Source organism: Kribbella soli, from assembly GCF_004331345.1.
GTDB classification, from domain to species: Bacteria; Actinomycetota; Actinomycetes; order Propionibacteriales; family Kribbellaceae; genus Kribbella; species Kribbella soli.
Map to the genome: position 1 here is coordinate 553,142 of NZ_SJJZ01000003.1, position 20,841 is coordinate 573,982.

The 20,841-nt window shown below is 68.9% G+C and carries 17 protein-coding genes; 6 read left to right on the plus strand and 11 right to left on the minus strand.

Annotation, left to right across the window (positions count from 1 at the left end):
* The first annotated feature begins 166 nt into the window (after nt 1-166).
* Together E0H45_RS25540 and E0H45_RS25545 are read left to right on the plus strand one after the other, a co-directional pair.
* Nucleotides 167-415 carry a ribbon-helix-helix domain-containing protein gene (locus tag E0H45_RS25540; RefSeq protein ID WP_131341908.1) on the plus strand — a complete coding sequence of 83 codons (249 nt, stop codon included), beginning with the start codon at nt 167-169 and terminating at the stop codon, nt 413-415.
* Entirely contained in the window at nt 415-717 is a 303-nt protein-coding gene (locus tag E0H45_RS25545; RefSeq protein ID WP_131341910.1) for a type II toxin-antitoxin system PemK/MazF family toxin, read from the plus strand. Before E0H45_RS25540 ends, E0H45_RS25545 begins: the two co-directional genes overlap by 1 nt.
* On the opposite strand, the gene E0H45_RS25550 is transcribed toward E0H45_RS25545, so the two are convergent.
* Both E0H45_RS25550 and ilvD read right to left on the minus strand, forming a co-directional pair.
* The gene (locus E0H45_RS25550) at nt 714-1,484 is read right to left on the minus strand and encodes a phosphotransferase (RefSeq protein WP_131341912.1); all 771 of its coding nucleotides are present in this window, start codon (nt 1,482-1,484) and stop codon (nt 714-716) included. The two genes, E0H45_RS25545 and E0H45_RS25550, sit on opposite strands and share 4 nt — an antisense overlap.
* A gap of 8 nt (nt 1,485-1,492) precedes the next feature.
* Nucleotides 1,493-3,346 carry a dihydroxy-acid dehydratase gene (gene ilvD, locus E0H45_RS25555; protein ID WP_131341914.1) on the minus strand — a complete coding sequence of 618 codons (1,854 nt, stop codon included), beginning with the start codon at nt 3,344-3,346 and terminating at the stop codon, nt 1,493-1,495.
* A gap of 124 nt (nt 3,347-3,470) precedes the next feature.
* Between ilvD and E0H45_RS25560 the strand changes: the two genes are divergently transcribed.
* The 3 genes from E0H45_RS25560 (at nt 3,471) to E0H45_RS25570 (ending at nt 6,859) form a co-directional block, all read left to right on the plus strand.
* Complete coding sequence (locus tag E0H45_RS25560) at nt 3,471-4,340, plus strand: helix-turn-helix domain-containing protein (RefSeq protein WP_131341916.1); 870 nt, start codon at nt 3,471-3,473, stop codon at nt 4,338-4,340.
* 10 nt (nt 4,341-4,350) lie between these two features.
* Nucleotides 4,351-6,186 carry a DNA helicase RecQ gene (recQ, locus tag E0H45_RS25565; RefSeq protein ID WP_131341918.1) on the plus strand — a complete coding sequence of 612 codons (1,836 nt, stop codon included), beginning with the start codon at nt 4,351-4,353 and terminating at the stop codon, nt 6,184-6,186.
* A gap of 79 nt (nt 6,187-6,265) precedes the next feature.
* Nucleotides 6,266-6,859, plus strand: a complete 594-nt coding sequence (locus E0H45_RS25570) for a dihydrofolate reductase family protein (RefSeq protein WP_131341920.1) — start codon at nt 6,266-6,268, stop codon at nt 6,857-6,859.
* Here E0H45_RS25570 and E0H45_RS25575 read toward each other — a convergent pair.
* On the minus strand, nt 6,843-7,712 hold the full coding sequence (locus E0H45_RS25575; protein WP_131341922.1) for a LysR family transcriptional regulator: 870 nt from the start codon (nt 7,710-7,712) through the stop codon (nt 6,843-6,845). The genes E0H45_RS25570 and E0H45_RS25575 overlap by 17 nt on opposite strands.
* A gap of 100 nt (nt 7,713-7,812) precedes the next feature.
* Between E0H45_RS25575 and E0H45_RS25580 the strand changes: the two genes are divergently transcribed.
* On the plus strand, nt 7,813-8,514 hold the full coding sequence (locus E0H45_RS25580; protein WP_131341924.1) for an SDR family oxidoreductase: 702 nt from the start codon (nt 7,813-7,815) through the stop codon (nt 8,512-8,514).
* 27 nt (nt 8,515-8,541) lie between these two features.
* Here the strand turns inward: E0H45_RS25580 and E0H45_RS25585 are convergent, their stop codons facing one another.
* From E0H45_RS25585 to E0H45_RS25620, 8 genes are all read right to left on the minus strand, one after another.
* Nucleotides 8,542-8,913 carry a VOC family protein gene (locus tag E0H45_RS25585; RefSeq protein ID WP_131341926.1) on the minus strand — a complete coding sequence of 124 codons (372 nt, stop codon included), beginning with the start codon at nt 8,911-8,913 and terminating at the stop codon, nt 8,542-8,544.
* Nucleotides 8,914-9,124: 211 nt separating this feature from the next.
* Entirely contained in the window at nt 9,125-10,969 is a 1,845-nt protein-coding gene (locus tag E0H45_RS25590) for a DUF3352 domain-containing protein (protein WP_131341928.1), read from the minus strand.
* Between the two features lie 47 nt (nt 10,970-11,016).
* On the minus strand, nt 11,017-11,658 hold the full coding sequence (locus E0H45_RS25595; protein WP_238155271.1) for a hypothetical protein: 642 nt from the start codon (nt 11,656-11,658) through the stop codon (nt 11,017-11,019).
* Nucleotides 11,659-11,691: 33 nt separating this feature from the next.
* Nucleotides 11,692-15,240, minus strand: coding sequence for a DNA polymerase III subunit alpha (gene dnaE, locus E0H45_RS25600; protein ID WP_131341932.1), 3,549 nt, complete (start codon nt 15,238-15,240; stop codon nt 11,692-11,694).
* Between the two features lie 218 nt (nt 15,241-15,458).
* Nucleotides 15,459-15,776 carry a hypothetical protein gene (locus E0H45_RS25605; protein WP_131341934.1) on the minus strand — a complete coding sequence of 106 codons (318 nt, stop codon included), beginning with the start codon at nt 15,774-15,776 and terminating at the stop codon, nt 15,459-15,461.
* A complete protein-coding gene (locus E0H45_RS25610) occupies nt 15,773-17,422 on the minus strand; it encodes a glycoside hydrolase family 13 protein (protein WP_131341936.1) in 1,650 nt (549 codons plus the stop codon). The genes E0H45_RS25605 and E0H45_RS25610 overlap by 4 nt, the downstream gene beginning before the upstream one ends.
* Before the next feature lie 114 nt (nt 17,423-17,536).
* A complete protein-coding gene (locus E0H45_RS25615) occupies nt 17,537-19,846 on the minus strand; it encodes an ATP-binding protein (RefSeq protein ID WP_131341938.1) in 2,310 nt (769 codons plus the stop codon).
* Between the two features lie 82 nt (nt 19,847-19,928).
* On the minus strand, nt 19,929-20,837 hold the full coding sequence (locus E0H45_RS25620; RefSeq protein ID WP_131343813.1) for an RluA family pseudouridine synthase: 909 nt from the start codon (nt 20,835-20,837) through the stop codon (nt 19,929-19,931).
* Nucleotides 20,838-20,841: the final 4 nt, after the last annotated feature.

Genomic DNA, 20,841 nt, shown 5'->3' on the forward strand with positions numbered 1-20,841 from the left:
GCCAATCCGGACCCCCGCGCTCCACAAACCTCCCCAAACCGGTTTGGGCACGCTCTAGCCTCCGACCGGGGAGCACAACTGCCCGATTCGGGCGGGTAGACCTCCCCAAACCAGTTTGGGGCCAGAGCTGCTACCGAAGTGAATCCCACGGAGGTATGGTTGTGGTATGAGTAAGCAGATCACAGTCCGGCTGCCGGACGACCTGGTCGACTTCATGGACGAGCTCGTCGCCACCGACAAGGCGACGAGCCGGGCCTCCGTGGTCGCCCGGGCGATGGTGCGTGAGCGGCGCCGCGAGCTGGCCGCCCGCGACCTGGCCATCTTGGCTGAGCACGACACTGGGCATGGTGACTATCCCGACCTCGAGGGCCTGGCCCCCGCAGCCGCCGGCACCGTGCTCAGCGACCTCGACTGATGCGTCCACTGCACATCGCCCGGCTCGACAAACCTCGGCCGGTCGTCGTGCTGACCCGTGAACTGATCCGCCCGCGCCTCACCAACGTGACTGTCGCGCCGATCACCAGCACGATCCGCGGCCTGTCGACCGAGGTCCTGGTCGGCCCCGACAACGGCCTCGACCACGCCAGCGCGATCTCCTGCGACAACATCCAGACCATCCCGAAGGCCCAGCTCGGCCGCCTGATCGGCTACCTCCACCCCGACCAGGAACCAGCCCTGGCCGAGGCGATCAACCTCGCGTTCGACCTCGAGTTCTAATCGTCCGCGAGCAACGTCGTCCGGTTCGCCAGGACGTAGGCCGCGGCGGCTCGATACCCGCCGGCGTGATCCTCGTCCCGGTGGACGTCGAACGCCGGATCCCCCGCCCGCACCTGCTGCTCGATGTACGCCGCGAACGACAGCAGCCTGATCCCGATCAGATCCACCAGCTCGGCCGGTGCGACCCCGAGGCCGTACGAGGCGCAGAACAGGCGCAGCCGCCCGGCCCGGTCGGGCTCCTCCGGCCAACCGAAGGGCTCTAGCGAGGCTGATGGGTGGAATGGCACGAACTGGTGCGCGGCGTACGCGAGATCCCACCGGCGGTTCGACGGGCGGATCGTGTCCCAGTCGAGAATCCCGGTGACCTCGGGGCCGTCGAAGACGAGATTCCAGGGAGCCAGATCGTGGTTCCCGACACAGTCGATCCGAACCGGCGCCGCGACCTCCAGCTCGCGCCAGTCGTCGGGCTCGACCGGCTCGAATCCCTCGGTCGCGTCGTGGAGCCGGCGGATCGCGCGGGCCACACTCACCAGCGCCCGATCCGACCGGAGCTCTTCGGTCAGCGGCGGGTATCCCGTGGTTCCGGGGAGGTAGGACAGCGTCTCCGTCGCACCGTCCACTGCCACCAGCCGAGGGGCCAGGTCGAATCCGACCCGCTCGAAATGCCGGAGCAGTGCATGCGTGTTCGCCGTACCGCTCCTGCGGTGCACGGTGCCACCTTGCCGCACCGGCTTGGCGAACCGGCCGCCGGGCATGACTTCGTCCATCAGGTCTTTCAGGACCCCAGTTTGGAGATGTCGCGGACCGCGCCCTTGTCGGCGCTGGTGGCCATGGCGGCGTAGGCGCGCAGAGCGGTGGTGACCTTACGGTCGCGGTTCTTCGGCGCGTACACGCCGCCGAGCCCGGCCTCACGCGCGGCCAGTTCCTCGTCGCCGACCAGCAGCTCGATCGTCCGGTTCGGGATGTCGATCTTGATCCGGTCGCCGTCCTGCACCAGCGCGATCGTCCCGCCGGACGCTGCCTCGGGCGACACGTGCCCGATCGACAGTCCCGACGTACCGCCGGAGAAGCGGCCGTCGGTGACGAGTGCGCAGACCTTGCCGAGACCGCGGCCCTTCAGGAAGGACGTCGGGTACAGCATCTCCTGCATCCCTGGACCGCCCTTCGGACCCTCGTACCGGATCACGACGACGTCGCCCGGCTGGATCTGCTTGGCCAGGATCTTCTCGACGGCTTCCTCCTGCGACTCACACACCACCGCAGGACCCTCGAACGTCCAGATCGACTCGTCCACGCCGGCCGTCTTCACGACGCAGCCGTCAACGGCCAGGTTGCCCTTCAGTACGCCGAGACCGCCGTCCTTGGAGTACGCGTGCTCGCGGTCGCGGATGCAGCCGTTCGCGGCGTCGTCGTCCAGCGTCTCCCACCGCTCCGACTGCGAGAACGCGGTCGCGGACCGCTTGCAGCCCGGCGCCGCGTGCCACAGCTCGACGGCCTCCGGCGAGGGCGATCCGCCGCGCAGGTCCCACGTCTTCAGCCACTCGTCGATCGAGTCGCTGTGCACGGTGTGGATGTTCTGGTTCAGCAGGCCTGCGCGGTGCAGCTCGCCGAGGATGGCCGGGATGCCGCCGGCGCGGTGCACGTCCTCCATGTAGTACGTCCCCTGTGGCGCCACGTTCGGCGCGACCTTCGCCAGGCACGGGACCCGGCGCGAGACCGCGTTGATGTCGTCGAGGTCGAAGTCGACCTCCGCCTCCTGCGCGGCCGCGAGCAGGTGCAGGATCGTGTTGGTCGACCCGCCCATCGCGATGTCCAGGGCCATCGCGTTCTCGAACGCTTCCTTGGACGCGACGTTCCGCGGCAGCACGGTGGCGTCGTCGTTGTCGTAGTACCGCTGGGTGATCCGTACGACGGTCTCGCCGGCCTTCTCGTACAGCGCCTTGCGGGCGGTGTGGGTGGCCAGCACGGAGCCGTTGCCCGGCAGCGAGAGGCCGATCGCCTCGGTCAGGCAGTTCATCGAGTTCGCGGTGAACATGCCGGAACAGGAGCCGCAGGTCGGGCAGGCGTTCTCCTCGATCCGCAGGATGTCGGCGTCGGAGACGTTCTCGTTGACGGCCTCGGACATCGCGTCGATCAGGTCGAGCTTGCGGACCGTGCCGTCGACGAGCGTGGCCCGGCCGGCCTCCATCGGGCCGCCGGAGACGAACACGGTCGGGATGTTCAGCCGGAGCGCGGCGTTCAGCATGCCCGGGGTGATCTTGTCGCAGTTCGAGATGCAGACCAGCGCGTCCGCGCAGTGCGCCTCGACCATGTACTCCACCGAGTCGGCGATCAGGTCCCGGGACGGCAGGCTGTAGAGCATGCCGCCGTGGCCCATCGCGATGCCGTCGTCGACGGCGATCGTGTTGAACTCACGGGCGATCCCGCCGGCCGCGTGGATCGCCTCGGACACGATCCGGCCGACCGGGGCGAGGTGCGTGTGGCCGGGGACGAACTCGGTGAAGCTGTTCGCCACCGCGATGATCGGCTTCCCGAAGTCCTCCCGGGCTACCCCGGAGGCCTGCATGAGCGCGCGGGCGCCCGCCATGTTGCGGCCGTGGGTGACAGTGCGGGACCTGAGAGCGGGCACGACGACATCTCCTTGCTACACGTGTACGTACCTGCCGATCCTGCCACGCTCGTCCGGATGGCGGTACGCGGGTCCCGGATCCTGGAGGACCGGTTCTGTCCGTGGCCGGCTCTAGTCTGGATCCATGCCCGGGATGGAGCACCGCACGCGTCCGCTGCACGCTGCGCTGCGCCCGTACGTCGGCGACGTCATCGGGTATGCGTACGACGCCGATCCCCCGGACCTGCACCGCGGCCTGCCCTCGCGCTACCTGACGCTCGTCGTCACGCTCGACGAGCCGCTGGGCGTCGCATGGCCGGGCAGTCCGGTGGAGAAGTACGACGCACTGGTCGGCGGGCTGCACTCCACCGCCGTGCAGATCGGTCAGACGCCCAGCCGGGCCGGTGTGCAGCTCTCACTCACTCCTGCGGCCGCACGGGTGCTGTTCGGGCTCCCGCCGGGTGAGCTCGCGTCAGCGGTCGTCGGGCTCGACGACGTGCTTGGACGACCGGCCCGCGAGCTGACCGAGCACCTGCGTGCGGAGACGAGCTGGTCGACCCGGTTCGACCTGCTCGAGGACATGTTGCTGCGAGGGCTCGGTGCGCGGCGGACGAGTGCGGTTCGTCCGGAGCTCGACTGGGCGTGGCAGCGACTGTGCGCATCGAGCGGCGCAATCGGCGTACAGGAGCTGGCGACGGAGGTCGGCTGGAGCCGGCGGCATCTCACCGACCGGTTCACGTCCGAGTTCGGCCTGCCGCCCAAGGTCACCTCCCGGGTCCTGCGCTTCGAGCGCGTCACCAGCTACCTGCGCAGGCACCCGCGCACCCGGCTGTCCGAGCTGTCGGCTGCAGTCGGGTACGCCGACCAGTCGCATCTGACCCGTGAGTTCCGGGCGATCGCGGGCTGCTCGCCGCGGCAATGGATGATCGAGGAACTCCCCGCCCTGCCGGCCGATTTCACCCGTAATCCACAGGGTCCGGCGATCGCGCCAGCATCGTCGGCGCGATCTCACTAAACTCGCCGACGTGAGTGAGACGACCGAGCTGCCCGATTCCGAAGCCCTTCAGGTCCTCCGGCGGGTGTTCGGGTACGAATCCTTCCGCGGTGAGCAGGCCGACATCATCGACACCGTCGTCGCGGGCGGTGACGCGCTGGTGCTGATGCCGACCGGCGGCGGCAAGTCGCTGTGCTACCAGATCCCGTCGCTGGTCCGGTCCGGCGTCGGCGTGGTGATCTCGCCGCTGATCGCGTTGATGCAGGACCAGGTGGACGCGCTGACCGCGCTCGGCGTACGGGCGGGATTCCTCAACTCCACGCAGGACTTCGAGCAGCGGCGTGAGGTCGAGCAGGCGTTCCTGGCCGGCGAGCTCGACCTGCTCTACCTGGCGCCCGAGCGGCTGCGGGTCGAGGCGACCGTGCGGCTGCTCGACCAGGGCAAGATCGCGCTGTTCGCGATCGACGAGGCGCACTGTGTGTCCCAGTGGGGCCACGACTTCCGGCCCGACTACCTGATGCTGTCCGAGCTGCACGAGCGCTGGCCCGACGTACCGCGGATCGCGTTGACCGCGACGGCGACCGAGGCGACGCACCAGGAGATCGCGACCCGGTTGAAGCTCGACGAGGCGAAACACTTCGTCGCGAGCTTCGACCGGCCGAACATCCAGTACCGGATCGTCCCGAAGGACAGCCCGCAGCGACAACTGCTCGGCCTGCTCCGCACCGAGCACGCCGGCGACGCGGGCATCGTGTACTGCCTGTCCCGCAACAGCGTCGAGAAGACCGCGGCCTTCCTGACCCAGAACGGGATCGAGGCCGTGCCGTATCACGCGGGCCTCGACAGCCGGACCCGCGCGACGAACCAGGCGCGGTTCCTGCGCGAGGACGGGCTGGTCGTGGTCGCCACGATCGCGTTCGGGATGGGGATCGACAAGCCGGACGTCCGGTTCGTCGCGCATCTCGATCTGCCGAAGTCGGTCGAGGGGTACTACCAGGAGACCGGTCGTGCTGGGCGGGACGGACAGCCCTCGACCGCGTGGCTGGCGTACGGGCTGCAGGACGTCGTACAGCAGCGGAAGATGATCGACACGTCCGAGGGCGACCTCGCGCATCGACGGCGGCTGAGTTCGCATCTCGACGCGATGCTGGCGCTGTGCGAGACCGTGCAGTGCCGCCGGTCGCAGCTGCTGGCGTACTTCGGTCAGCAGGGTGCAACGTGCGGGAACTGCGATACCTGCCTGACGCCGCCGGAGTCGTGGGACGGGACGATCGCGGCGCAGAAGCTGCTGTCGACCGTGTACCGGCTGCAGCACGAGCGCGGGCAGAAGTTCGGGGCCGGGCAGCTGATCGACATCCTGCTCGGCAAGGAGACCGAGAAGGTCAAGCAGTTCCGGCATGACCAGCTGACGGTGTTCGGGATCGGCACCGAGCTGAAGGACCCCGAGTGGCGTGGCGTGATCCGGCAACTGCTCGCGCTCCGGTTGCTCGCCGTCGAGGGCGACTACGGCACCCTCGTGCTGACCGAGGAGAGCGGCGAGGTGCTCGGCAAGCGGCGCGAGGTGATGATGCGCCGGGAGCCCGAGCGGGTCCGGTCTTCGAGCAGGTCGTCGGGCGGGAAGAAGGCGGCGGCGGCCGATCTGCCACCGGAGGCGGCGCCGGTGTTCGAGCGGTTGCGCGCGTGGCGGGCGGCCGTGGCCAAGGAGCAGGGAGTTCCGGCGTACGTCATCTTCCACGACGCGACGCTGCGACAGATCGCCACCGACCGGCCGTCGTCGCTGGCCGAGCTGGGCACGATCAGCGGCATCGGCGAGAACAAGCTGACCAAGTACGGCGACGGCGTACTCGAGACTCTCGCCGAGGAGTGATGTCGAATCGTGCTGCCGGTCTTCGACGCGTAGGCACAGGGTGCGGACCAGCCGTGCCTGCGAGGTTGGGAGAACGATCATGTCTTCATCCGTGCTGTTGATGTCGATGTCCGCCGACGGCTACATCGCGGGGCCGGACGACCGGCCGGGCAACCCCGGCGGCGACGACTTCATGCGGTTGCACGAGTGGTACCTGAACGCGGACGGCGAGGTGGGCCGCCCGGACGGCGAGCCCGGTGAGATCTGGGACGAGCTGCATTCGACGGGCGCGACCCTGGTCGGTCGGCGTACGGCGGAGCAGGTCGACTACTACGGCGGCGACCATCACGGCGTACCGATCTTCGTCCTCAGCCGCGACCCGTCACCGGTGGACTACGAGAACGTCCACGTCGTGAGCGACATCGAGACCGCGATGGCGCAGGCCAAGGCAGCGGCCGGCGACAAGGACGTGCTGGTGCACGGCGCGGTCACCGCACAACTGGCATTGGCGGCCGGGGTCCTCGACGAGCTGCAGATCAGCCAGGTGCCGGTCCTGTTCGGCAGCGGCCTGCGGCTGTTCGACGTACTCCCCGAACGCGTCGAACTCGAGATCGTCCGGGTGATCGACACTCCGCGAGCGACGCACCTCCGCTACCGGGTACGTAGATCGGGCAGTTCTACGGCGTCCAGCTGACCGAAGTGGCCAGGGTGGCGAAATCCTGGAGGAGACGGGCGCGCCGGGTGGCGATCCACGCCAGGCAGACCGTGTTCGGAGCGAGGTTGTCGACCGGGACCGTGACGACGTCGGGGCGTTGGTAGAAGGTCGCGACGGACAGCGGGATGATCGAGACGCCGTGGCCCGCGGCGACGTGTTCGAGTTTCTCCTCGACGCTGCGCAGGACGGGGACCGGCTTGGCCGTCCGGGTGCGGAGCTCGACGGCGATGTCGCGCCATTCCGGTACGGCGTCCGGGTCCTGCAGCAGGTGCTCGTCGGCGAGGTCGGTGATATCGATGACGGGCTTGCCGGCCAGGCGATGATCGGCCGGCAGGGTGGCGACGCGTGGCTCCTCGAACAGCGGGCGAACGGTCAGCCCGGCCTGATCGATCGGCAGCCGGACGATGCTCACATCGACGCGACCGTCGTGCAGTACGTCGACCTGGTCGTCCCATGTGGTCCGGATCAGCTCGATCTCGAGGTCGGGATGCGCTTGGCCGAACCCGCGAACCGCCTCGGTCACGGTCAGGCCCGGCATGAAGCCGATCGTGAACGTCTTCGACCCGCGCGCGGCGAGCGCCACCCTGCGCTGGGTGGCGTCCGCGGCCGCCAGCAGCGGACGGGCGTCGTCGAGCAACTGGCGACCGGCCGCCGTCAGTTCGGTGGCTCGCTTGGTGCGCAGGAACAACTGCGCCCGGACCTCGTCCTCGAGTGCGCGGATCTGCCGGGACAGCACGGGCTGCGCGATGTGCAGCCGCTCGGCCGCGCGCCCGAAGTGCAGTTCCTCGGCGACGGCCACGAAGTACCGGAGCTTGCGGAGATCCAGATCCATAATACCTTCAGGGTATTACAGCGACCGGAACAGGTCTTGGACGCCGGCGCCCGGACGGCCGCATCGTGGAAGCGAAATCCCCACCACGAAAGGCAGTTCCGTGACTCTGCAGGACCAACGCGTCGTCGTCCTCGGTGGTACGTCGGGCATCGGGCTCGCGACCGCTCAACTCGCCGCCGCCCAGGGCGCGACCGTGATCGTTGCCTCCAGCAACCCTGAGTCGGTGCGGCTGGCGCTCGCGAGCCTCCCCGGCTCGGCCACCGGCACAGCCGTCGACCTCACCGACTCCGCTGCTGTGGCGGCGTTCTTCACCGGACTGGATCCGTTCGACCACCTGGTCTTCACGGCCGGCGAGGCGCTGACGTTGCTCGAGGTCGGCACGATGGACCTCGACCGAGCGCGGGCCGCTTTCGAGCTGCGCTACTTCGGTGCGCTGGGTGCTGTGAGTGCCGCCGTACCGAAGCTCCGTCCCGGCGGTTCCGTCGTACTCACGACCGGCGCCGCCGCGGACCGACCAGGACCCGGCTGGTCGGTCGCCGCGAGTATCTGCGGCGCGGTGGACTCCCTCGTCCGGGCTCTCGCCCTCGAACTCGCCCCGCTCCGCGTCAACGCCGTCAAACCCGGTGTCGTCCGTACGCCGCTGTGGCGCGGCGCCCTCGAGTACGACGAGACCGCCCGCCACCTGCCCGTCCAACGCGTCGGCGAACCCGAGGACATCGCCGCCGCCTACGTCTACCTGATGAACCAGCCGTACGCGACCGGCTCGATCGTCAGCGTCGACGGCGGACACGTCCTCGTCTGAGTCGGAGCTCGGAGATTCCCGTACGAGTCAGGCCTGGGAGATGTAGAGGCGGTTTCCGTCGGGGTCGCGGAGGCTGAACATCGGCGGGACGCCCGGCCACTCCAGCAGTTCGTCGGTGTCGACGCCGGCGCCGAGGAAGTGCTCGTGAGCCGCCTTCGCGTCCGGGCTCGCCATCCGGATGCCGGTGTCGACGCCGGCCGGGTTGCCCTCGCTCGCGGGGACAAGGGCGATGCTCCCCGCGGCCCCCGACGGCGCGACCACGATCCACCGCCCACCGAGCTGCGGCAACGGCGCATCCATCACCACCTCGAACCCCAACGTCTCGGTGTAGAACGCCACCGCCCGGTCCTGATCGCTCACCGGTACGCCGACGGTACGAATCTCGCTGATGTAGTTCATGACGATTTCTCCTTCGTGAAGAGGTGCTTTCACTCCGGAGGTAGAACCCGATCCACGCTTTTCGACATCGCCGCGGCAACTTTGTGCACCGGATCCGCAGATCGAGCGCCCCGACGTACGGACGTCATGCACAAAGTCGCGGAGTGCTGGGTCCATAGAGAAGCCCCGGACGCCTGTGGTCAGGCGGTCCGGGGCTTCTTCTGCGGTTCTACTACTTGGCGACTACGCGGAGGCTGATTTCTGCCTCGCCGTCGCCGGTGGAGCGGGTGACGATGCCGGCCGAGCGGAGCGCGGCCAGGTCCTTGTCGTCGGAGAACCGGTCGCTGACCGAGCCGGCCGCCTCGAAGTCGACGTACCCGATCATCACCGCGCCCTTGGTGTCGGGCAGCGCCTGCTTGAAGTTCTCCGTCTGGCCGAGGTTGCCGCCCTTCAGCACCTGGTCGGCGTAGTCCTTGCTGGTCGAGACGACGAGCGTGTCGTCGTCCTTCGCGGTCTCGATCGGGATGTTGGCCGACGAACGCTGGCGGAGCAGCGTGGTCAGCTTCTGCACGACCGGCTCGGCCTTCGCCGGGTCGGTCTCCATCCGGGCCGCGATCTTCGGGCCGTCGGCGGTGTCCTTGTCGATCGAGACCGACAGGTTCTTGCCGGCCAGGCTCTTCAGGTCGTCCGGCAGCTTCAGGCCGGTCTCCTGCGCGATCCGGTCGATCATCGGCTGAAGGTTCTCGCCGCCCGCCTTCTGCACCTGCGCCCAGGCGGTGTCGATCAGGTTCTCGCCGCCGGAGATCGCGATCGCGCCGGCCGTACCGTCCGGCAGCTTCGTGACCAGGTCGCCGGCGTCGGCAGCACCCACCTTGACGCTCTTGTCGCCGTGCGCGATGCCCTTCAGCTCGACGTACGACGCGTCGAACCGCAGCGCCACCGCGGCGCTGGCGTCACCGAGACCGGACAGCTGACCGGAGTCGACCTTGCCGCTGATCGAGGCCAGGCCCTTGGCGTCCGCCCAGCCCGAGATGAAGCCCTGCTCGCCGAGCTTGTCCATGTCCGCGCTGAACTTGGCGTTCTTGCTCAGCGGGTTGTCCTTCGCCGTGGCGATCGCCGCGTCGACGGTCGCCTGGTCCTCGGACAGCAGCATGTAGCCGTTGCTGAACGCGCGACCGGGCTTCTCGTCCTCGTTCGCCAGCAGCTTGTCCATGCCCTTGGTCGCGGCGTCCTCGTCCTTGACCTCGACCGCGACCACCGGGACCGGATCGTCCTTGCCCTCGGCCGGCGGCAGCGCGGCGAAACCGGCGCGGTCGCCCAGCCACGGCTTGATGTCCTTGTCGTAGTCGACCTCGGCGAGGTCGTCCCCGGCAGACTTCTTGATCTGCTCGAACAGCTTCTGCTTCAGGTCGTCCTGGTCACTGGTGAGGCCCAGGTTGTCCTTCACGGACGGGAACTTCATCATGAACCGGATCGCCGCGACCTTCTGGCCGGCGGACGGGTTCAGGTCCACGCGGACGTAACCGACCGCGGTGCCCGGCAGGACGTCGGCCGGCTGCTTGCCGCCGCCGCCGAGCTTGCCGTAGGCAAAGATGCCGCCGCCCGCGACCACCAGCACCATCGCCAGTGCGGCGATGATCGGGATCAGCTTGCCGCGCTTCTTCTTCGGCTCCGGCTGCCACTGCTGCGGGCCGCCGTACCCGGGACCCTGCGGCGGCTGCCCACCGACATGCATCTGCTCGTACGACGGCTGACCCGGCTGGCTCGGCTGACCCGGCTGCCCGTAGCCACCCTGGCCGTACGGCGCACCGCCGTACTGCCCGCCCTGCTGAGGCTGGGGCGCACCGTGCTGCGGGCCCTGCGGACCTTGGGGGCCGCCGTACTGCGGGCCACCCTGCTGCGGGCCGCCGTACTGCTGGCCCTGCTGCGGGTGCTGCTGCGGATAACCCTGTGGGCCGCCCTGCTGGCCCGGCTGCTGGCCCTGCTGGGGCCAGGAGTTCTGGCCCTGCGGCGGGCCGTAGTGCGGCTGCTGACCGCCGGCACCTGGGTACGTGGGTGGTTGGTTCTGGTCGGACATATGCTCCCTCGCTGGCTCCGGTGGCCTCACCGCCGGACCTGCAAAGGCTAGTGGACCGGCGGTGCAGAGTCAGACGCAGCAGGTTGCGAAGTGGTTGCAACCGGGTCCGCGCGCCAGGTAGTGGCCGCGATGATCGCGCACGCCAACGCGGCGCCGACCAGCCAGGAAGCCGCCGGAGTCCAGGTGTGCAGCTCCAGCGGGGCCGCGACCAGATCGCCCGGGTGCGCGGCCCGAAGCCGCGCATCGAGCGGGTCGTGCCCGAGCAGCATCCCGACACCCCACGACACTCCGGCGCCGAGGCACGCACCGAGCGTGACGATCGCAACGGACCACGGACCGTAGTTCCGCAGCCACCAGAACAACGCGCCGCCGAGCACCAGTGCCGCGACGAACCCGATCGCGGTGAACGTCCCGTCCGGCCCGAAGATCCGGGTCATCTGCTCCTCGCCCAGCGCGCCACCCTGCTCGTCCACGGTGTACTGCGCCAGCGGCGAGAACTGCTGCCACGCCCACCCGGCCACGACGCCCGCGACCAGGAACACCACCACAGTCACCAGAATCGCCTTGGCCCACGGCAACCGCGCCTCCTCCACCACCGGACCCCCGAACGGGTTCAACGACGGCGGTGCCAGGTACGGCGACGACGGCTGCCCGGACTGCGGCTGTGGAGGTTGTGGTGGTTGACTCACGACGCCAGTGTGACGCATGGGTTCCACAATCGATCAGCTGGCCAGGCAGGAGGGGCCCAGGAGGGCTTTCAGGTCGGCCATCAGCGATGAGGTGGGGGTTACTCGGAAGCGGTCGCCGATGCGCATCACGGTGGTCTTCTGGCGGGCCTGGAGGCGCAGGTGGACCTCCGTCATGCCGGGGTGTGAGGTCAGGATGTCCTTCAGTTGGTCGACGACCGGCGGCGTGCAGCGGTTGACCGGCATCGTGAGGACGACCGGGCCGCTCGGACCCTCGGTGAGGTCCGGGACGACGACCTCGTCGCCGCTCAGTTCGAGCCGGTCCTCGCGGCGGCGTACCCGGCCCTTCATCAGGATGATCGCGTCGTTGGTGAGCAGGTGCGCGTGCAGCTGGTACGCCGAGGAGAACATCATCACCTCGATCGAACCTTCGAGGTCCTCGATGGTGACGATCGCGTAGATGTCGCCGCGCTTGTTCACCTTCCGCTGGACCGCGGTCACCAGGCCGCCGATCGTCACCCGGCTGCCGTCCGGCCGCTCCTCGTCGGCGAGCAACTGACCGATCGTGCAGTCGCTGCCGTTGGTGAGGACGTGCTCGACGCCGAACAGCGGGTGGTCGGACACGTACAGCCCCAGCATGTCGCGCTCGTGCGCCAACTTGGTGGCCTTGTCCCACTCCTCGATCTCCGGGACGGTCACGGTCAGGCGGCTGTTGCCCTCGCCCTCGTCCGCGTCGTCGTCGCCCATCGAGAACAGGTCGAACTGCCCGTGCGCCTCGTTCCGCTTCAGGTCGATGGCCTCGTCGACGGCCTGCTCGTGCACCGCGACGATCGCCCGCCGGGCGTGGCTCATCGAGTCGAACGAGCCGGCCTTGGCCAGCGACTCGATGACACGCTTGTTGCAGACCGGCAGCGGCACCTTGTCGATGAAGTCGACGAAGTCGGTGAACCGGCCCTTCTCCTCGCGGGCCGCGACGACCTCGGCGACCACGTTCACTCCGACGTTGCGGATCGCGGACAGGCCGAAGCGGATGTCGGTGCCGACCGGGGTGAAGTTCGAGTCCGACTCGTTGACGTCCGGCGGCAGCACCTTGATGCCCATCCGGCGGCACTCGTTCAGGTAGATGGCCATCTTGTCCTTGTCGTCCTTCACGGACGTCAGGACGGCAGCCATGTACTCCGCCGGGTAGTTCGCCTTCATGTACGCGGTCCAGTACGAGACCAGCCCGTACGCCGCGGAGTGCGCCTTGTTGAACGCGTAGTCGGAGAACGGCAGCAGAACGTCCCACAGCGCCTTGACCGACGCGTCGGAGAACCCGTTCGACTTCATGCCCTCGGCGAAGCCGACGTACTCGGCGTCCAGCACCTCGCGCTTCTTCTTGCCCATCGCCCGGCGGAGCAGGTCCGCCTTGCCGAGCGTGTAGCCGGCCAGGCGCTGGGCGATCTCCATCACCTGCTCCTGGTACACGATCAGGCCGTAGGTAACGCCGAGCACCGGTTCGAGCGCGACCGCGAGCTCGTCGTGCGGGTAGCTGATCTCCTGCTGCCCGTTCTTGCGCAGCGCGTAGTTGGTGTGGCTGTTCGCACCCATCGGGCCCGGCCGGTAGAGCGCCGTACTCGCGGAGATGTCCTCGAAGTTGTCCGGCTTCATCAGCCGCAGCAGCGCCCGCATCGGCCCGCCGTCGAACTGGAAGACGCCGAGCGTGTCACCGCGCGCCAGCAGGTCGTACGTCGGTTTGTCGTCGAGGTCCTTGCTCAGCTTGTCGAGGTCGACCGAGATCCCGTGCGCGGCCTCGATGTTCTTGACCGCGTCGTCCATGATCGTCAGGTTCCGCAGGCCCAGGAAGTCCATCTTGACCAGGCCGAGCGTCTCGCAGCTCGGGTAGTCGAACTGGGTGATGATCTGGCCGTCCTGCTCGCGGCGCATGATCGGGATCAGCTCGATCAGCGGCTCGCTGGACATGATCACGCCGGCCGCGTGCACACCCCACTGGCGCTTCAGGTTCTCCAGGCCGCGGGCGGTGTCGACGATCTTGCGGACGTCCTGGTCGCCCTCGTACAGCTGGCGGAACTCGCCGGCCTCGGAGTACCGCTTGTGCTGCGGGTCGAAGATGCCGGACAGCGGGACGTCCTTGCCCATCACCGCCGGCGGCATCGCCTTGGTGATCCGGTCGCCCATCGCGAACGGGTAGTCCAGCACCCGGCCGGCGTCCTTGATCGCCTGCTTGGCCTTGATGGTGCCGTAGGTGACGATCATCGCGACCCGGTCGTCGCCGTACTTCTCGGTGACGTAGCGGATCACCTCGGGGCGGCGACGGTCGTCGAAGTCGATGTCGAAGTCGGGCATCGACATACGTTCCGGGTTCAGGAAGCGCTCGAAGAACAGACCGTGCAGCAGCGGGTCCAGGTCGGTGATCTTCATCGCGTACGCGCACATCGACCCGGCGCCGGAACCACGGCCCGGGCCGACCCGGATGCCGTTCGCCTTGGCCCAGTTGATGAAGTCGGCGACGACCAGGAAGTACCCGGCGTACCCCTTCGAGACGATGACCTCGATCTCGTAGTCGGTCCGCTTCCGGACGTCGTCCGGGATGCCGTCGGGATACCGGTAGTGCAGGCCGGTCTCCACCTCGGCGACGAACCACGACTCCTCGTTGTGGCCCTCGGGGCACGGGAACCGCGGCATGAACCGGCCCTCGCCCTCGGTGAAGCTGACGTCGCACTGCTCGGCGATCAGCAGCGTGTTGTCACACGCCTCCGGGTAGTCCTTCCAGACCTCGCGCATCTCGGCCGCGGTCTTGACGTAGAACTCGTTCGCGTCGAACTTGAACCGGTTCGGGTCGGACAGCGTCGAGCCGGACTGGACACACAGCAGCGCGGCGTGCGCGGTCGAGTCCTCGGGCTTGGTGTAGTGCAGGTCGTTGGTCGCGACCAGCGGCAGGCCGAGCTCCTTGGCCAGCTTCAGCAGGTCGCCCTGGATGTTCCGCTCGATGCCTAGGCCGTGGTCCATCAGCTCGCAGTAGTAGTTCTCCCGGCCGAAGATGTCGCGGAACTCCGCGGCGGCCTCGACGGCCTGCTTGTACTGCCCCAGCCGGAGCCGGGTCTGCACCTCGCCGGACGGGCAGCCGGTGGTCGCGATCAGGCCCTGGCCGTAGGTGTTCAGCAGGTCGCGGTCCATCCGGGGCTTGAAGTAGTAGCCCTCGAGGCTGGCCAGCGAGCTCATCTTGAACAGGTTGTGCATGCCGGAGGTGTTCTTCGCCAGCAGCGTCATGTGGGTGTAGGCACCCGAGCCGGAGACGTCGTCACGGCCGGCGTTCGCGTCGCCCCACTTGACCCGTTTGCGCTCCGAGCGGTGGGTGTGCGGCGTCAGGTACGCCTCGACGCCGATGATCGGCTTGACGTCGTACTTCTTCGCGGTCTTCCAGAACTCGTAGGCGCCGAACACGTACCCGTGGTCCGTGGTCGCGATCGCCGGCATGCCCATCTCCTGGGCGGTCTTGAACAACTCGTCGATCCGCGCGGCGCCGTCCAGCATCGAGTACTCCGTGTGCACATGGAGATGCACAAAACTGTCGCTGGACGCCATATCGACGCAGACCTCCCAGGGCACGGTTCAGGTGGACCGGTACAGCCTATGCGGGCCCGTGGACAGTTCTGAATCGGCTCACCGGCGAGCCCTCCACCGCCCGCTATCCGGGCATGGAACGCACCACTTCCACACCAGTTCGCACCCGGAGGTGCGGCAGGAGTGGAGCGGCCGACCTGGCGTCGAGCAGGGGTCTCAAGGACGCCAGGTCAGCCGGTTCAGGGGGTCGCAGCCGCGACCATCACGTGCACCGCGCCGTGGTGTTCCAGGTCTCGTCTCATCACTGGGAGACCGCCGTCGGTCAGGTGCTGCGGGGTCGGCACCACCACGACCCAGACGTCGTTGTCGCTGCGGACCTCGTCCAGCAGAGCCTCGAACGCGGCCGGTGCGGTCCGCGGGTGTTCGAGATAGACGGTGCCGAGCGCAAGGCCTTCGGCCAGGGCGAACGCCGCCAGGTCCACTTTCGCCGCGGCGATCTCGTCGTCCGTCGTCTGCACCCGTGCCCGGATGTAGCCGAGAGCCAAGGGACGCGTCATGCCTCGCCCTCCACCAGGGTCCAGGCGGCACTGTTCGGGGGGAGCTTCTCGCCGGCCTCGGGGTTGCTGGCGAGGAGCAGGGGGCCGTCGACCGGGTTGCAGACGGGCTTGGGCGAGCAGTTGACGACGCAGGCGAAGCCGTCGCCGCGGGTGAACGCCAGTACGCCGGGCTCGGTCGGGAGCCAGCGGAAGTCGTCCGACCCGAGTGCGGGGAGGCGGTGCCGCAGAGCGAGTGCCTCCCGGTACAGGTGCAGCATCGAGTCACCGCGGTCGAGCATCCGGTCCACCGCGTGCTCCGCGAACCAGTCCGGCTGCGGCAACCACGTCGTACCGGCAGAGCCGTCCGGTGAGAACCCGAACACGTCGTGCTCCGCCGTCCAGGGCAGCGGGACGCGGCACCCGTCTCGTCCTCGCCGGACCCCGCCGGTGCGGTGGAACATCGGATCGGTGAGCAGGTGCTCGGGCAGATCGGTGACCTCCGGCAGGCCGAGCTCCTCGCCTTGATAGAGGTACGCCGATCCCGGCAGCGCCAGCATGAGCAGCGCGGCCGCCCGGGCCCGGGCCAGGCCGAGTTCGAGATCGCCGGGTCCGGTGCCCGGTGCACCTCCGGCATACCGGGTGACCGACCGCGGCATGTCGTGGTTGTTCAGCACCCAGGCGACGGAGGACCCGGACCCGGCGATCGTCTCGAGCCCCCGGTCGATCACGTCGTACAGCGCCGGCGCCTCCCAGTCGGCGCGGAGGAACTCGAAGAAGAAGGTCTGGTGCAGCTCGTCCGGGCGCTGGTACTGCGCGAGCTGCTCGGTGTCGAGCAGGCCGACCTCGCCGACCAGGACCCGCTCCCTGCCGGTCCGCTGCGTGTACTCCTCCGCGACGGCCCGCCAACTGCGCCACACGTCGTGCACCTCGGGTTGGTTCCAGGCGTGCGGGTTGATCGGGTCGCCGGTCAGCTCGTCGTGGTCGGCCTGCTCATGGTCCGGGAGCCCTTCGGCCTTGTGCAGCCCGTGCGCGACGTCGATCCGCAGCCCGTCGGCGCCACGGTCGAACCAGAACCGCAGCACCTCCTCGAAGGCAGCCTCGACGTCCGGGTGCCGCCAGTTGAAGTCGGGCTGCTCGGTCGCGAAGGTATGCAAGTACCACTGGCCGTCCGGCACCTGCTGCCACGCGGACCCACCGAAGATCGACCGCCAGTTGTTCGGCGGTTCGTCGCCCTGACCGTCCGCGAAATGAAACCGGTCCCGCTCCGGGCTCCCGGGACCGGCCGCGAGCGCCGCCAGGAACCAGTGGTGCTCGATGGAGCAGTGGTTCGGTACGACGTCGACGATCACCTTGAGATCGAGGCGATGGGCGTCGCGGATCAGCCGGTCGAAGGAGTCCAGCGTTCCGTAGTCCGGGTGGACGCCGCGATAGTCCGAGACGTCGTACCCGTGGTCGTGCAGCGGTGACGGGTAGAACGGGTTCAGCCACAGCCCGTCGACGCCGAGGCTGCGCAGGTACGGCAACCGGGCCCGGACACCGTCCAGGTCGCCGATCCCGTCACCGTCGGAGTCCGCGAAGCTGCGCACGTAGACCTGGTAGATGACCGCATCCCGCCACCAGCCGGGCGTGCTGCCGCGGAGCGGTGGGCAACTCGTCTCGGGAGACATCGGGAACCTCGGCAACGGTGTGAGGGGACAACGTTGTCAGCAAGGATCCGCAGACCGGACGGCCAAGGCATCGGGACACCTACGTATTTCGGTACGTAGGTAGCCCTGGAAACGTTACCGCTCGGGGTGCTCGGCCACCCAGCGGCCGACCTGCGCCCGGGAGGCGAAGCCGAGCTTGCTCAGGATGTGGTCGACATGGGTCTCGGCAGTGCGCTGCGAGATCACCAGACGGGCGGCGATCTCCCGGTTGCTGAGGCCTTCACCGAGCAGTACGGCGATCTCGTGCTCCCGCCGCGTCAGCCGCCCGGCCAGCCCAGGCTTCGCCGCGCTCTCCCGCTCCTCCCCCAGCGCCAGCGCGACCGCCTGTTCGAACGAGTACGCCGCCCCCTGCGCGAACGCCGCGTCGAAGGCGACGTCGCCGACCGCTGCCCGGATCCCCTGCTCGGTCTGGTCGTCGAACTGGCTGTACGGCGTCGTCTCGTCGACATGTGCACCACTGGATCGCCACACCGCCCGCGACGCACCCATCAACCGGGCGGCCCGCTCGTCCGGTGCGGCCGAGCCGGCGCACCACGAGAGCGCCTGCATGCAGAACCCGATCCCGGTCCGGTCGTTCAGCGGCTGCCACAACCGGATCGCCTCCCGGAACGACCGGGTCGCCTCGTCGAACCGATCGTGGTCGCGCCACTGCACGAGCCCGACACTCCACAGCGCATAGGCCTTCGACGAGTCCGCGCCCCGGGATGCGGCCAGTTCGTACGCCGCCTGACTGAACCCCTCCACCCGCGGATCGCCGAGGAAGAAGGTGGTCGCGGCCAGCAGGATCAGCGAGTCGAACTCGCCGAGCTTGTCGCCGACCGCACGGTACCCGGCCAGGCCCTCCTCCAGCAGGGTGATCGCGCCGGGCAGGTCACCCTGGTAGAGCAGCGCATGCCCGGCGACCTCCGCGATCCGGGCGCGCAGCGGATCGTCGTCGTACCGCTCGGCGAGTTCCGCGCACTCCGCCAGCAGTGGGCCCAGCTGGTCCGTCTCGCCGAGGAACATCGCCAGATAGCCGCCCGCCCAGAGCCCCAGGGCCCGCGCGGGCGTCGGCTCCGGCGCTGCACCGATCGCCAGGGTGAGGTACCGGTGACCTTCGCGGAGGAAGCCGGCGAACCAGAAGTTCCACAGCGGTGCGGCGATCTCTACGGCGGCCGGGCCCTCACCAGGCTCCGCCAGGCAGAAGTCGAGCGCGGCCCGCAGATTGTCGTGCTCACGGCGCATCCGGATGAACCAGTCGGCCTGCCCCGGACCGAAGCTGTCCTCCGCCCACGCGGCCGCCAGCGCCCGGTAGTAGTCACGATGCCGGAGCTTGAACTCCCGGGTCCGGCCGGCCTCGGCCAGCCGCAGGCCGCCGTACTGGCTGATCGTGGTGAGCATGTCGTACCAGGCAACCGTGTGAGTGGTGGCCATCGTGCGGGTGATGATCGACTTGTTCACCAGACCCGCGACCAGGTCGAGCATGTCGTGCCGTGGGATTCCGTCGCCGGAACAGACCTCCTCCGCGCCCTCGAGGTCGAAGCCGCCGGAGAAGACCGACAGCCGCTCCCACAGCAGCCGCTCGGCCGGTAAGCACAGGTCGTAACTCCAGGTCACTGCAGCGTCCAGCGCCTGCTGCCGAACCGGTCCGGCCGACCTTCCACCGGACAGCAGCCGGAAGCGGTCCTCGAGCCGCTCCAGGATCTGCGACAAGGACAGGGTCCGCATCCACACCGCCGCGAGCTCCAGCGCGAGCGGTACGCCGTCCAGCTGCCGGCAGACCTCGATCACCTGAGCCCGGTTGCTCTCGTCGATCTCGAACTCCGGCACCACAGCGCGCACCCGGTCGGTGAAGAGAACCAGTGACTCGTACTGACCCACGTCGGCGTCCGGAGCGTCCGCCGGCGGTGTCGACAAGGGCTGCACCGCGAGCACCTGCTCACCTTCCACGCCCAGCACGTGCCGGCTGGTCGCGAGGATCCGGAGCTGTGGCGCGGCGGCCAGCAGCTTGCTCACCAGGACGGCGCAGGCGTCGGCCACCTGTTCACAGTTGTCCAGCACGAGCAGCAGGTGCTTGTCTTCCAGGTACTCGGCGAGATCAGCGGTCGGGTCGGCCGACACCTGGCTCAGCTCGAGCGCTCCCGCCAGCGTGAGCCCGAGCAGGGCGGGGTCGTGCAGCGCAGCCAGCTCGACGAACCACACTCCGTCGGAGAAGGTACGCCGTACCTCGGCAGCCATCCGCAGTGCCAGGCGGGTCTTGCCGACTCCCCCGGCGCCGGTCAGCGTCAGCAGACGGCTGCTGGACAGCAACCGCCTCGTATCCGCCAGCTCGCGACGCCGTCCGACGAAACTGGTCAGCTCAGCCGGCAACCGCCCACGAGCCGATGCTGGCTTCGACCCCGCCATGCCTCAGGGTAGGCCGGATCGGAGCGCTTGAGACCGGCTCGGAGCGCACGCTGCGGGAGCGGTGCGGATTGCGAGGCGAGGTTTACTGGGCGTCGACGAGCAGGTCGAGGGCCTGGTCGAGGTCTTCGGGGTACTTCGAGGTGAACTCGACGTACTCGCCGCTGCCGGGGTGGGTGAAGCCGAGGCGCATCGCGTGCAGCCACTGGCGGGTGAGGCCGAGGCGTTCGGCCAGCACCGGGTCGGCGCCGTACGTCAGGTCGCCGCAGCACGGGTGGCCGATCGCGGACATGTGGACGCGGATCTGGTGGGTGCGGCCGGTCTCGAGGGTGATCTCCAGGAGGGTCCCGTACCGGAACGCCTCAAGGGTCTCGTAGTGCGTGATGCTCGGCTTGCCGCCGGCCACCACGCCGAACTTGTAGTCGTGGTGCGGGTGCCGGTCGATCGGCGCGTCGACCGTACCGGTGAACGGGTCGGGATGACCCTGCACGAGCGCGTGGTAGATCTTCTTGACCGTGCGCTCCTTGAAGGCGCGCTTCAGGACGGTGTACGCGTACTCCGTCTTCGCGACCACCATCAGCCCGGACGTTCCGACGTCCAGCCGGTGCACGATGCCCTTGCGCTCGGCTGCGCCGCTCGTGGAGATGTTGAAGCCCGCGCCGGCCAGATGCCCGATCACGGTCGGGCCGGTCCACCCGGGCGACGGGTGCGCGGCGACGCCGACCGGCTTGTCCACGACGACGATCTCGTCGTCGTCGTACACGATCCGCAGGTTGTCGACGGTCTCCGGTACGACGGTCACCTCGGACGGCGGGGCCGGCAGTTCGACGTCGAGCAGTACGCCGGCCGCGACCCGGGACGACTTCGGCGCCGTGGCCCCGTCGACCTGGACCAGGCCGGACTCGATCAGCTCGGCCGCCTTCGTCCGGGAGACACCGAACAGCCGCGACAGCGCGGCGTCCAGCCGCTCCCCCGCGAGACCGTCGGGCACCATCACG